Consider the following 13,804-nt stretch of genomic DNA (forward strand, 5'->3'; position numbering starts at 1 on the left):
TCTTTAAGTTCGGGCCCGAAAGACCGGTATTTTACCGTTCTTTCGGGCAAAGGTAATGCTATACACATCCTCCTGTAAGCTGCCTGCTTGCGGGCGGCTCAAGGTATGACGGTATTTAGTACAGCGCTTTACCGCTGCTGTCTTTCACGTTGGTTTTCCATGCAGCGCGTACCTGCTCAACCACGCTGTCCGGCAGCGTTGCGTAATCCAGAGCGTTAGCTTCTTTACCGCCGTTTTTGTACGCCCAGTCAAAGAATTTCAGCACTTCGGCCGTCTGTTCTGGTTTAGTCGTCGCTTTGTGTACCAGGATGAAGGTGGTTGAGGTGATCGGCCATGCGTTCTCACCGTTCTGGTTGGTCAGATCCTGGGCGAAGGATTTGCTCCAGTCGATACCTTTTGCCGCATTGGCAAAGTTATCTTCGTTCGGGCTAACCGGCTTACCATCTGCGGAGAGCAGTTTGGTGTAGGCCAGGTTGTTCTGCTTAGCATAAGCGTATTCAACGTAGCCAATGGAGCCCGGCAGACGCTGAACGAAAGCGGCGATACCGTCGTTGCCTTTGCCGCCCAGGCCGGTCGGCCAGTTAACGGTAGAGCCGGCGCCGATTTTAGATTTCCACTCTTCGTTCACTTTCGCCAGATAGCTGGTGAAAACGAAGGAGGTACCGGAACCGTCAGCGCGACGAACCACGGCAATATTCTGTGCCGGCAGTTTCATACCCGGGTTGAGTTTAGCGATCGCTTCGTCATCCCACTTCTTAATTTTGCCGAGGTAGATATCCCCCAGGGTTTTGCCGTCCAGCACCAGCTCGCCGGATTTGACGCCCGGCAGATTGATAGCCAGAACCACGCCGCCGATAACGGTCGGGAACTGGAACAGGCCTTCCTGAGCCAGTTTGTCATCTTCCAGAGGTGCATCAGAAGCACCGAAATCAACGGTGTTGGCAATAATCTGTTTTACACCACCGGAGGAGCCGATGCCCTGGTAGTTCACTTTATTGCCGGTTTCTTTCTGATAGGTATCAGCCCATTTGGCATACACCGGCGCAGGGAAAGTTGCGCCCGCGCCAGTCAGGCTTGCCGCTGCAAATGCAGAAAAAGCGCTCATCGATAAGGTCGCGGCGACAACTGTTGCGACGGTGGTACGCATAACGTTCATAATGTCTCCTGCTGGATTCGTAAATCGTTGTTTCGAGGCTATGGTGAGCAAAATAGGACAAAGAGGTGACAGTAAAATGTACGAATTATTACAGTTTTATGACACCCAAAAAGATGCGCGATTGGCGAAAATAAAAACAATATAAATCATATTGTTATATATTTAAGTGACGTTAAGTTTGCAGAGAAATTTTCTTTTTATGACACCCGAAATCGTAGCCGAAGATGACAGTTTGTCATAAAACAGCGCCGCAGAATTTTTCACCGTGCAATGAAAAAAGGATCGAGCGGTAAGAAAAAGGGCCACCGGATGGCAGCCCTTTGCATAATGCATGGCATTTTATTCGACGGTAACCGATTTCGCCAGGTTACGCGGCTGGTCAACGTCCGTACCTTTAATCAGCGCGACGTGGTACGCCAGCAGCTGCAACGGTACGGTGTAGAAGATTGGCGCAATCACCTCTTCAACATGCGGCATCTCAATGATGTGCATGTTGTCGCTGCTGTTGAAACCGGCATCGCCATCGGCAAAGACGTACAGCTCTCCGCCACGGGCGCGCACTTCTTCGATGTTCGATTTCAGTTTTTCCAGCAGTTCGTTGTTTGGCGCCACGACAATCACCGGCATTTCCGCGTCAATCAGCGCCAGAGGGCCATGTTTCAGCTCGCCGGCAGCATAGGCTTCCGCATGGATATAAGAGATCTCTTTGAGCTTCAGCGCCCCTTCCAGAGCGATCGGATACTGATCGCCGCGGCCAAGGAACAGCGCATGATGCTTATCGGAGAAGTGCTCGGCCAGCGCTTCAATCCGCTTATCCTGAGACAACATCTGTTCAATACGGCTCGGCAGCGCCTGCAGCCCCTGCACGATATCATGCTCAATCGCCGCATCCTGGCCTTTAAGACGCGCCAGTTTCGCCACCAGCAGCAGCAATACGGTCAGCTGGGTGGTGAAAGCCTTGGTCGACGCCACGCCAATCTCGGTGCCGGCGTTGGTCATTAATGCCAAATCGGATTCACGTACCAGGGAGGAACCGGCAACGTTACAGATAGCCAGTGAACCGAGATAGCCCAGCTCTTTTGACAGACGCAGCGCGGCCAGCGTATCCGCGGTCTCACCGGACTGGGAGAGCGTGATCATCAGGCTGTTGCGGCGTACCGCCGATTTGCGATAGCGGAACTCAGAGGCGATTTCGACATCGCACGGCACGCCCGCCAGCGCTTCAAACCAGTAGCGCGAAACCATACCGGAGTTATACGAGGTGCCGCAGGCCACAATCTGGATATGCTCAACCTGGGACAGCATCTCGTTGGCATGCGCCCCCAGCTCGCTCAGATCCACTTCGCCATGGCTGATACGCCCGGCGAGGGTGTTTTTGATCGCATTCGGCTGTTCGTAGATCTCTTTCTGCATGTAGTGGCGGTAAATACCTTTATCACCGGCATCATATTGCAGGTTGGATTCGATATCCGCACGCTTAACTTCAGCGCCGGATTTATCGAAGATCGCCACGGAACGACGGGTCACTTCGGCAATATCGCCCTCTTCGAGGAAGATAAAACGACGGGTCACCGGCAGCAGCGCCAGCTGATCGGAGGCAATGAAGTTTTCCCCCATCCCCAGACCGATGACCAGCGGGCTACCCGAACGGGCCGCCAGCAGGGTACCGGGATCGCGGGTATCCATAATGACGGTGCCATAAGCGCCGCGCAGCTGGGGGATGGCGCGCAGAACGGCTTCGCGCAGCGTACCGCCTTGTTCCAGCTCCCAGTGCACCAGGTGCGCAATCACCTCGGTATCGGTCTCGGAGACAAATACGTAGCCACGGGATTGCAGCAGTTCTCGCAGCGGTTCGTGGTTTTCGATGATACCGTTATGGACCACCACAATGTGTTCAGAAACATGCGGATGCGCGTTACCTTCAGACGGTTCGCCGTGCGTCGCCCAGCGGGTATGAGCAATCCCCGTACCACCGTGCAACGGCTGCTCTTCTACCGCCTGAGCCAACATCTGGACTTTACCGAGACGGCGAACGCGGGACATATGCCCTTCGTTATCAACCACTGCCAGACCGGCAGAGTCATATCCACGGTATTCCAGACGACGTAAACCTTCGAGAAGGATTTCAGCAATATCACGCTGCGCGACTGCGCCAACAATTCCACACATAGTTAAATTTCCTGATAATGGCGTTATGCCATGCGTTGTCGCTGACCTGTGTTTACCCTTCGCCTGTTACTGCGTTGGGTAATGCCCTTTACGGGCGCCCCGAGCCTTGTAGAGAGTGGGGTTATTTTTATGGTTACTGCCGTGGGGCGGAGGATTATATTATCCCCTCACCCCGCCCCTCGCCCCACCGGGACGAAGGATAAAAGAGTTACTTCTTCTTCACCGGACGCTGCCAGCCCTGTTTATGGACCTGCGGCACGCGGCTCAGCACCAGTTCGTTATCGGCAATGTCACGGGTGACCGTGGTACCCGCGGCAATAGTCACGCCATTGCCCACGGTAACCGGCGCCACCAGCTGGGTATCAGAACCGACAAACACATCGTCACCGATGATGGTCTTAAATTTATTGGCGCCATCATAATTACAGGTAATGGTACCGGCGCCGATATTCACGTTATCGCCGATTTCCGCATCACCGAGATAGGTAAGATGCCCCGCCTTCGACCCCTTACCGAGGCGCGCTTTTTTCATTTCGACAAAGTTGCCGACATGGGCGCCTTCCAGCAGCTCCGCGCCCGGACGCAGACGTGCGAACGGCCCGATAGTACAGGCGGCGTGCAGATGCGCATCTTCCACCACCGAATAAGGGCTAATCTCGCAATCATCGCCAAGGGTACTGTTTTTGATGACGCAGCCGGCGCCGATCTTCACGCGATCGCCCAGCACCACGTTCCCTTCAAGGATAACGTTAGTATCCATCTCCACATCACGCCCATGTTTCAGCGTACCGCGGAGATCAAAACGCGCCGGATCGCGCAGCATCACGCCGGCCAGCAGCAGTTTTTCAGCCTGTTCAGACTGATAGACGCGCTCCAGGCGGGACAGCTGCAGGCGGTTGTTTACCCCTTCCACTTCGCTTAGACGCTGCGGATGCACGGCAACGATTTCACGCCCTTCCTGATATGCCATCGCGATAATATCGGTGATGTAGTATTCGCCCTGCGCATTGTTGTTGGTCAGCTTCGCCAGCCAGCGTTTTAAATCCGCACCGCTGGCGATCAAAATCCCGGTATTAATTTCCTGAATCTGGCGCTGCGCTTCGCTGGCATCTTTATGCTCAACAATCCCGGTGACCTGGCCGTTTTCACGAGTAATACGGCCATATCCGCTTGGGTCGTCCAGTTTCACCGTCAGCAAGCCAATACCGCCCTGCGGCTTCGCCGCACGCAGACGTTGCAGGGTATCGACGGAGATCAGCGGGACATCGCCATACAGCATCATGATGTCTTCATCATCGTTGAAGAACGGCGCCGCCTGCTGCATGGCATGGCCGGTACCGAGCTGTTCGGCCTGTAAGACCCAGTTCAGATTGTCTTCATGCAGCGTCTGGCGCAGCAGATCGCCGCCGTGCCCGTATACCAGGTGGACGGCGGAAGCGCCGAGATCTTTAGTAGCATCAATAACATGCTGCACCATTGGCTTCCCAGCCAATGTATGCAACACCTTAGGAAGATCGGAATACATGCGGGTCCCTTTGCCTGCGGCAAGGATAACCACGCTCATCGCACTGTTTGACATACGCATCCTGACAGCTATTAGAACGAAAAGTAAAAGCCTTTCACGTTGAAATATCTACATATTTTTCATCATGAAACGAGACGAGGAAAAAACGCCCTGGCTCAACGCTATACACCATTTTATGGTGCTATTTTTCACCACTGCAAATGAGTTTACCTCCGAAAAAAGGTCATAAAGGAGGTAAATATCTGCTATCTCACTGCTTTTTCTGTTTTTTTGACGTCTGAATAAAGCATGAGTTAAAAAATAAAACACGATTTCAATATTCATTTATTGTGACATGGTAAATAGAAACAGCATTTCATTCTCATGATAATGCTGGTCAATATTTACCCTGGAGAACAAAAATGAATAAAAAAATACCTTTGGCATTAGCCCTTTCCAGCACAATTATCGCATTGCCGCTGCATGCTGACGAGCCGCATATCTGGCGGGGGATCGCTTTTGGCCAGTCTACTGATGTTAATTTTTCCTCGAATGTTCTGCCGGAAAAAATCGGCGTGAATGACGTAACGATTGCTGGAAAAAAGCTGACCCCGAACGATAGCGCCGATCTCAGCGCGCCCGTGATCCTTGAGAGCCGCGGCGGAAAAATCGCCAACTCCCATGATGGCCTGACCTTCTTTTATACTGAACTGTCGGCCCGGCAGAATTTTACCCTACAAGCCACGGTAACGGTCGATCAGTTTGGTCCGGAAAATGGCGCTCTCCCGGCGGCCCAGGAGGGCGCGGGACTGCTGGTTCGTGATGTCATCGGCCACCCGCGACAACAGCCTTTAAAGGTGGGTTATGAAGAGTTTCCGGCGGCAGCCAATATGGTGATGAACGCCATTATGACCCAGGATAAAAAAGACCACTCACGCGTTAAAGTGCAGGCGATCGCCCGCGAAGGTATTACCCAGCCGTGGGGCAACGCAGGTTCCACAATCAACCGCATCAGTTATAAAGAAAACATCGATCTGCGGCAAACGCCCGCTTTCCAGCTCAGGCTGGCGCGCACCGACGAGGGGTTTATAACCTCATGGGCACCGGTCGGCAGCGACGCATGGGTCAGCCAGAAGGTCCCTCACGCCGACCTGATCGCGCAACAGGATAAAGAGCGCTACTACGTGGGCTTTTTTGCCTCACGCAACGCGAAAATCACCGTCACTCACGCTTCGCTGGCAACATCGGCTGCGCATACGGTTGCCTCACGACCGTATGCCGCCAGCCGCTGGCCGCTGGTGATGCAAATAGCCTCGGGCGCAAAAAGCGCAGACGCGGAGTACATTCTGCAGGCGCGCGCGAACGATGATGGCGACTTTACCCTCCTCCAGGATGAAGTGACGATTGGGTTGGGCAAACGGGTCAAAGCCGGAGAGATGCTGACGCAACCGGCCACGCTTAAGGATAAGAGCACCTTCGAGATTCGTTTTACCCCAGCCAACGGCCAAAAGCCGGTGACGCAACGTCTGACGGTTGAACGCATCTCTCCCATCGAAGGGAATACGCTGTATGTTTCTCCTCAGGGGCAGGCCAGCGCCAAAGGGACGGCCGGCTCACCGTTCGACCTCGCCACCGCCGTTGAGCGGCTGCCGCCAGGGGGGAAGATTGTTTTAGCCGCCGGGGATTATCCGCAAACGCTGATTCCGCTGCAGGCCAGCGGGCTGCAGGGACGGGAAAAAACGCTGCAGGCCGATGGGAAGGCCGTCGTTCATGGCCTGCTGCTGGATGCAAGCTACTGGCATATCAACGGTATTTCAGTCACCGATAAAAGTCTGCGCATCCAGGGCAGTCATAACCTGATCGAGAACGTCACCGCCTACAAAAATGAGGATACCGGGATTCAGATATCCTCTCCGGATAAGATTGGTCGCCCGCTGTGGGCCAGCTATAACCGGGTGGTGAACTCAGAATCGTTCAGTAACGAGGATCCCGGAAAGATTAACGCCGACGGTTTCGCGGTAAAAATGCGCGTAGGAGAAGGCAACCGGCTGGAAGGGTGCTACTCGCACGATAACATCGACGACGGATTTGACCTGTTCAACAAGATTGAAGACGGCGCCAACGGCGTTGTGGTGATCGAGAATTCAATTGCCCGCAATAATACCAGCAACGGTTTCAAACTGGGTGGGGAAGGGCAGCCGGTAGGCCACGAAGTACGCAACAGCATCGCGACGGGCAATCATCTGGACGGGTTCACCGACAATTTCAACCCCGGCAAGCTGGTGGTGGTCAACAACGTGGCGGTGGATAATCAGCGTTTTAACTATATCTTCCGCCCCAGCCCTTACGGCAAGCCGGAGACCCAGGGCCGCTTCAGCAACAACCTCTCTCTGCGCAGCCAGCCCGGGAAATATGATGATGCCGTCGTCGGTAACGTTGAGGCTAATAACTTCTTTATTCGCGATGGCAGAAGCGTCAACGCGGCAGGGAAAACCATCACCGGCGACGATTATCAAACGCTGGCGCTACCGGATCCGTTGTTACGCCGTGCCGACGGCAGTTTTGCGACCGGCAATTTTCTCAACCGTCATTAGGCCGCACTCTGCGGGTAACGACGTCTTACACCTTCACCGAAGGACAAAAACACCAGGGTCGCCCTCAGGCGACCTTGTTCTTTTCAGCTTCACACCGCAAGGGTTGTCGTGTTCATTAGCGGGACAGCGCGAAGGCGGAACGGCTTAGTGGTTGAAAGTACCGAAGGTGACGTTCATCGCGCTGAAGAAAGCGATAATTTTGTTAAGCAGTTTCATGATGGCTTCCTGATTAAAGAATACGTTCTGCCGAGCTCGTTATGTGATAAACATCACAAAATAAGTCTACGCCGCACTATTTAATCGTTCAACAAAAGCGTGACTTAAATCACAAAAATTTAAAATGCGGTTTTAGTTTTGCAATTGTTGAAACGAAGCCATAAAAAAAGCCAGCCTGGAAACCAGACTGGCCTTTTAACTTTCAAGCCGGTGTTACATCGCTTTTTTGGTCAACTCGATAACGCGCAGTTTGGCGATCGCTTTGGCCAGTTCCGCGGACGCCTGAGCGTAATCCACGTCGCCGTGAGAGCTGTTAATGTGCTCTTCCGCTTTACGCTTCGATTCCAGGGCTCGCGCTTCGTCGAGATCCTGGCCACGAATTGCCGTATCAGCCAGAACGGTCACGCTACCAGGCTGCACTTCGAGAATGCCGCCGGACAGATAGATAAACTCTTCATGACCGTGCTGTTTAACGATGCGAATCATACCAGGCTTAATGGCGGTGAGCAGCGGCGCGTGACCCGGGTAAATACCCAGTTCACCTTCACTACCCGTTACCTGGATTTTTTCGACCAGGCCGGAGAACATCTGTTTCTCCGCGCTGACGACATCCAGGTGGTAAGTCATTGCCATATCACCCTCCGATTAAGGCGTTAAAGTTTTTTGGCTTTTTCCACGGCTTCGTCGATAGAACCGACCATGTAGAACGCCTGCTCTGGCAGGTGATCGTATTCGCCTTCCATGATGCCTTTAAAACCACGGATGGTGTCTTTCAGGGAGACGTATTTACCCGGAGAACCGGTAAATACTTCTGCCACGAAGAACGGCTGGGACAGGAAGCGCTGAATCTTACGCGCGCGTGCTACCACCAGTTTGTCTTCTTCAGACAGTTCATCCATACCAAGGATGGCGATGATGTCTTTCAGTTCCTGGTAACGCTGCAGCAGGGACTGTACGCCACGCGCGGTGTCGTAGTGCTCCTGACCAACCACCAGCGGATCCAGCTGACGGCTGGTGGAATCCAGCGGGTCAACGGCCGGGTAGATACCCAGAGACGCGATCTGACGGCTCAGTACCACGGTTGCGTCTAAGTGAGCAAAGGTGGTGGCTGGTGATGGGTCAGTCAGGTCATCCGCAGGTACGTATACCGCCTGTACGGAAGTGATAGAACCGGTCTTGGTGGAGGTGATACGTTCCTGCAGAACGCCCATCTCTTCCGCCAGAGTCGGCTGATAACCTACTGCTGAAGGCATACGGCCCAGCAGTGCGGATACTTCAGTACCGGCAAGGGTATAACGGTAGATGTTGTCGACGAACAGCAGAACGTCACGACCTTCGTCACGGAATTTCTCAGCCATGGTCAGGCCAGTCAGCGCAACGCGCAGACGGTTTCCCGGCGGCTCGTTCATCTGGCCGTAAACCAGGGATACTTTGTCCAGAACGTTGGAGTCGGTCATTTCGTGGTAGAAGTCGTTACCCTCACGAGTACGTTCACCTACGCCCGCAAACACGGAGTAACCGGAGTGTTCGATCGCGATGTTACGGATCAGCTCCATCATGTTTACGGTTTTACCTACACCCGCACCACCGAACAGACCGACTTTACCGCCCTTCGCGAACGGACACATCAGGTCGATAACTTTGATGCCGGTTTCCAGCAGTTCCTGAGAGCTGGACAGCTCTTCATAGGACGGAGCTGCGCGGTGAATCGCCCAACGCTCTTCTTCGCCGATGTCGCCTTTCATATCGATCGGCTGACCCAGCACGTTCATGATACGACCCAGCGTTGCTTTACCAACCGGGACTTCGATCGGGTGCTGAAGGTCTTTAACTTCCAGACCACGACGCAGACCGTCGGAAGAACCCATGGCGATAGCACGTACGATACCACCGCCGAGCTGCTGCTGAACTTCCAGCACCAGGCTCTCGTTACCATTTTGTACCTCAAGAGCATCGTACACGCGCGGTACGGCATCCTGAGGGAATTCGACGTCAACCACGGCGCCGATTACCTGGACAATTTTTCCAGTAGCCATCTTGAATCCTCTACGAATTAACCTGGTTATACCGCGGATGCACCACCGACGATCTCGGTGAGTTCCTGAGTAATGCTGGCCTGACGAGCTTTGTTGTATACCAACTGCAGCTCTTTAATCAGGCTGCCGCCATTATCGGTTGCGGCTTTCATCGCCACCATACGTGCGGCCTGCTCGCTGGCCAGGTTTTCTACCACGCCCTGATAAACCTGGGACTCGACATAACGGCGCAGGAGGGTATCCAGCAGCGCTTTCGGGTCTGGCTCATACAGGTAATCCCAGGATTTACGCTTCAGCTCAGCATCTTCTGATGCCGGTAACGGCAGCAGCTGAGTAATGGTCGGAGCCTGAGACATGGTATTAATAAATTTGTTGCTGACAACGTAAAGCTTGTCCAGACGGCCTTCATCATAGGCCTGCAACATCACTTTTACCGGGCCGATCAGTTCGGACAGGGACGGGTTATCACCCATACCGGTCACCTGGGCGACAATATTGCCACCTACGGAACTAAAGAAAGAGACGCCCTTCGAGCCGATCATTGCGATATCGCACTGAACGCCTTTATCGGACCATACTTTCATATCCGCCAGCAGCTTTTTGAACAGGTTAATGTTCAAGCCACCGCACAGACCACGGTCGGTCGACACCACCAGGTAGCCCACGCGTTTAACGTCGCGTTCTTCCAGGTACGGGTGCTTATATTCCAGATTGCCGTTTGCAAGGTGACCAATCACTTTGCGCATGGTATCTGCATAAGGACGGCTGGCCGCCATGCGCTCCTGCGATTTACGCATTTTGGAAGCGGCGACCATTTCCATCGCTTTAGTGATCTTTTGCGTGTTCTGGACGCTTGCGATCTTACTACGTATCTCTTTTGCGCCGGCCATGAACTTCTCCTCAATGCCTTACGGCCCGCCCTGGGGCAGGCCGCCAGACTTTACCAGGACTGGGTTGCTTTAAAGGAGTCGAGGATGCTTTTCAGCTTGCCTTCGATCTCGTCGTTATAGCCACCGGTCTGGTTAATCTCTTGCATCAGCGGAGCGTGGTCACGGTCGACGTAAGCCAGCAGAGCGGCTTCAAAGCTACCGATTTTCGCCAGTTCCACATCTTCGAGGTAACCGCGTTCAGCAGCAAACAGGACCAGACCCTGCTGTGCGACAGACATAGGTGCATACTGTTTCTGTTTCAGCAGCTCGGTTACTTTCTGACCATGGCTCAGCTGTTTACGGGTTGCTTCATCCAGATCGGATGCGAACTGAGAGAACGCCGCCAGTTCACGATACTGCGCCAGCGCGGTACGAATACCACCGGACAGTTTCTTGATGATCTTGGTCTGAGCAGCACCACCCACACGGGATACGGAAATTCCCGGGTTAACCGCCGGACGAATACCGGAGTTAAACAGGTTGGTTTCCAGGAAGATCTGACCATCGGTAATGGAAATTACGTTGGTCGGAACGAATGCGGAAACGTCACCTGCCTGCGTTTCGATAATCGGCAGGGCGGTCAGGGAGCCGGTTTTACCTTTCACTTCACCTTTGGTGAAGTTCTCAACGTATTCCGCGTTAACGCGGGATGCGCGCTCCAGCAGACGGGAGTGGAGGTAGAACACGTCGCCCGGGAATGCTTCACGTCCAGGCGGACGACGGAGCAGCAGGGAAACCTGACGGTAAGCAACGGCCTGTTTAGACAGATCGTCGTAAACGATCAGCGCATCTTCACCGCGGTCGCGGAAGTATTCGCCCATTGCGCAACCGGCATATGGCGCCAGGTATTGCAGTGCAGCGGATTCAGAAGCGGTCGCCACTACCACGATGGTGTTGGACAGCGCGCCGTGCTCTTCCAGTTTACGAACCACGTTAGAAATGGTGGACGCTTTCTGGCCGATAGCCACGTAGACGCATTTAATGCCGGAATCACGCTGGTTGATGATCGCATCGATTGCCATCGCGGTTTTACCGGTCTGACGGTCGCCGATGATCAGCTCACGCTGGCCACGGCCGATTGGAATCATAGCATCGACGGATTTATAACCGGTTTGAACCGGCTGATCGACGGACTGACGTTCGATAACGCCCGGTGCGATCACTTCGATTGGCGAGAAGCCATCGTGCTCAACCGGACCTTTGCCGTCAATCGGTGCCCCCAGGGTGTTCACCACGCGACCCAGCAGGCCACGGCCAACCGGAACTTCAAGAATACGGCCAGTACATTTGACCTTCATGCCTTCGGCCAGGTCAGCGTACGGCCCCATCACAACGGCACCTACGGAGTCGCGCTCCAGGTTCAGTGCGATAGCGTAACGGTTACCCGGCAGGGAAATCATCTCACCCTGCATACAATCGGCCAGGCCGTGGATGCGGATAACGCCGTCACTGACGGAAACGATAGTACCTTCGTTGTGAGCCTCGCTCACAACATTGAACTGAGCAATGCGCTGCTTGATCAGTTCGCTGATTTCGGTGGAATTCAGTTGCATGCTCCAGTCCCCTTAAGACTGCAAGACGTCTGCAAGGCGATCAAGACGGCCGCGTACGCTACCATCAATGACCATATCACCCGCACGGATGATAACACCTGCCATAACAGACTTATCGATTTTGCAATTCAGCTTAACTTTGCGTGACAGACGTTTTTCCATCGCGCCGACGATCTTCGCAAGCTGTTCTTCACTCAACGGGTTGGCAGAGATAACCTCTACCTCTGCGGTTGCCTCACTGGCAGCGCGCAGGTGAATGAACTGCTCAAGAACATCCGGGAGCACTTTCAGACGACCATTTTCAGCCATAACCCGAATCAGGTTCTGGCCATTTTCGTCCAGTTGCTCACCGCAGACCGCAATGAACGCGTCAGAGAGCGTTTCCGGCGCCAGAGCACCGGACAGAAGCTCTGCCATTTGTTCGTTTTTGGTCACTTCAGCGGCAAACGCCAGCATATCCTGCCAGCGTTCAACACTTTTGTGTTCGACGGCAAAGTCAAAAGCTGCTTTGGCGTAGGGGCGAGCTACCGTTACAAATTCAGACATCAGCCCCTCCCTCCTTACAGTTCAGCGACAAGTTTATCCACGATGTCGCTGTTAGCAGCTTCATCCACGGAACGTTCGATGATCTTCTCGGCGCCAGCAACAGCCAGGATTGCGACCTGCTTACGCAGCTCCTCACGAGCACGTTTACGTTCGGCATCAATTTCAGCCTGCGCCTGTGCGACGATTTTGGTGCGTTCCTGTTCTGCTTCAGCTTTAGCTTCATCCAGCATCTGAGAGCGACGCTTGTTCGCCTGCTCAATGATAACCTGGGCTTCCGCTTTCGCTTTTTTCAGCTGGTCGGTCGCGTTGGCCTGTGCAAGGTCCAAATCTTTCTTAGCGCGTTCTGCGGAAGCTAAACCGTCAGAAATCTCTTTCTGGCGTTTTTCGATGGCAGCCATTAAAGGCGGCCATACGTACTTCATGCAGAACCATACGAAAAGAACAAACGCGATGGCCTGGCCGAGGATTGTTGCGTTCATGTTCACAGCACAATACCTCTTAAATTAACTCTGTGGCTTAGGTTTCTTTCGAACAACTTACTACGCGACAGCAAACATCACGTACAGACCCAGACCTACAGCGATCATCGGGATAGCATCCACCAGACCCATAACGATAAAGAACTGAGTACGCAGCAGAGGAATCAGATCCGGTTGACGCGCTGCGCCTTCCAGGAATTTGCCCCCGAGGATGCCGATACCGATCGCAGCACCGATCGCCGCCAGACCCATCATCACAGCGGCAGCCATGTACAGCAGATCCATATTCAGGTTTTCCATGACAGTCTCCAGTTTGTTTCAGTAAAAACGTAGTATGTTGGTAAAAATCAATGCTCTTCAGATGCCATCGACAGATAGACGATCGTCAGAACCATGAAGATGAAGGCTTGCAGCGTAATAATCAGGATGTGGAAAATGGCCCATGGCACATTCAGAACCCACTGTGACCACCACGGCAGCAGACCAGCAATCAGAATGAAAATCAGCTCACCGGCATACATGTTGCCGAACAGTCGCAGACCAAGTGAAACCGGTTTGGACAGCAGGCTTACCCCTTCAAGGATTAAGTTGACAGGAATGAACGCCCAGTGATTGAACGGCT

At 53.7% G+C, this 13,804-nt stretch carries 12 protein-coding genes; 1 reads left to right on the forward strand and 11 read right to left on the reverse strand.

The window, feature by feature from the left end; all coding sequences use genetic code 11:
• Window positions 1-115: 115 nt before the first annotated feature.
• The 3 genes from pstS to glmU form a co-directional block, all read right to left on the reverse strand.
• Window positions 116-1,156, reverse strand: coding sequence for a phosphate ABC transporter substrate-binding protein PstS (gene pstS, locus ACI2JR_RS22140; RefSeq protein ID WP_132729094.1), 1,041 nt, complete (start codon window positions 1,154-1,156; stop codon window positions 116-118).
• 339 nt (window positions 1,157-1,495) lie between these two features.
• On the reverse strand, window positions 1,496-3,325 hold the full coding sequence (gene glmS / locus ACI2JR_RS22145) for a glutamine--fructose-6-phosphate transaminase (isomerizing) (protein ID WP_132729092.1): 1,830 nt from the start codon (window positions 3,323-3,325) through the stop codon (window positions 1,496-1,498).
• A 208-nt stretch (window positions 3,326-3,533) separates the two neighbouring features.
• Entirely contained in the window at window positions 3,534-4,904 is a 1,371-nt protein-coding gene (glmU, locus tag ACI2JR_RS22150; RefSeq protein WP_462479483.1) for a bifunctional UDP-N-acetylglucosamine diphosphorylase/glucosamine-1-phosphate N-acetyltransferase GlmU, read from the reverse strand.
• A 347-nt stretch (window positions 4,905-5,251) separates the two neighbouring features.
• Here glmU and ACI2JR_RS22155 point away from each other — a divergent pair, with 347 nt between their 5' ends.
• Window positions 5,252-7,423 carry a right-handed parallel beta-helix repeat-containing protein gene (locus tag ACI2JR_RS22155; RefSeq protein WP_462479484.1) on the forward strand — a complete coding sequence of 724 codons (2,172 nt, stop codon included), beginning with the start codon at window positions 5,252-5,254 and terminating at the stop codon, window positions 7,421-7,423.
• A gap of 429 nt (window positions 7,424-7,852) precedes the next feature.
• Here ACI2JR_RS22155 and ACI2JR_RS22160 read toward each other — a convergent pair whose 3' ends face one another.
• The 8 genes from ACI2JR_RS22160 to ACI2JR_RS22195 all read right to left on the reverse strand — a co-directional run.
• Window positions 7,853-8,272, reverse strand: coding sequence for a F0F1 ATP synthase subunit epsilon (locus ACI2JR_RS22160; RefSeq protein WP_132729086.1), 420 nt, complete (start codon window positions 8,270-8,272; stop codon window positions 7,853-7,855).
• A 20-nt stretch (window positions 8,273-8,292) separates the two neighbouring features.
• A complete protein-coding gene (gene atpD / locus ACI2JR_RS22165; protein ID WP_132729084.1) occupies window positions 8,293-9,675 on the reverse strand; it encodes a F0F1 ATP synthase subunit beta in 1,383 nt (460 codons plus the stop codon).
• A 26-nt stretch (window positions 9,676-9,701) separates the two neighbouring features.
• Window positions 9,702-10,565 (reverse strand): F0F1 ATP synthase subunit gamma, encoded by an 864-nt coding sequence (atpG, locus tag ACI2JR_RS22170; protein ID WP_132729082.1) that lies wholly within the window; start codon window positions 10,563-10,565, stop codon window positions 9,702-9,704.
• A 50-nt stretch (window positions 10,566-10,615) separates the two neighbouring features.
• Window positions 10,616-12,157 carry a F0F1 ATP synthase subunit alpha gene (gene atpA / locus ACI2JR_RS22175; protein ID WP_132729080.1) on the reverse strand — a complete coding sequence of 514 codons (1,542 nt, stop codon included), beginning with the start codon at window positions 12,155-12,157 and terminating at the stop codon, window positions 10,616-10,618.
• Window positions 12,158-12,169: 12 nt separating this feature from the next.
• Window positions 12,170-12,703 carry a F0F1 ATP synthase subunit delta gene (atpH, locus tag ACI2JR_RS22180; protein WP_132729078.1) on the reverse strand — a complete coding sequence of 178 codons (534 nt, stop codon included), beginning with the start codon at window positions 12,701-12,703 and terminating at the stop codon, window positions 12,170-12,172.
• A gap of 14 nt (window positions 12,704-12,717) precedes the next feature.
• A complete protein-coding gene (atpF, locus tag ACI2JR_RS22185) occupies window positions 12,718-13,188 on the reverse strand; it encodes a F0F1 ATP synthase subunit B (protein ID WP_004869221.1) in 471 nt (156 codons plus the stop codon).
• A 54-nt stretch (window positions 13,189-13,242) separates the two neighbouring features.
• Window positions 13,243-13,482: a F0F1 ATP synthase subunit C gene (atpE, locus tag ACI2JR_RS22190; protein WP_000429386.1), complete on the reverse strand. Its 240-nt coding sequence runs from the start codon at window positions 13,480-13,482 to the stop codon at window positions 13,243-13,245.
• 47 nt (window positions 13,483-13,529) lie between these two features.
• The coding region (locus ACI2JR_RS22195) for a F0F1 ATP synthase subunit A (RefSeq protein WP_462479485.1) at window positions 13,530-13,804 on the reverse strand (275 nt) is incomplete at its 5' end.

Origin of the sequence: Klebsiella sp. NPDC088457 (genome assembly GCF_044900465.1) — a bacterium.
Taxonomy (GTDB): domain Bacteria; phylum Pseudomonadota; class Gammaproteobacteria; order Enterobacterales; family Enterobacteriaceae; genus Klebsiella.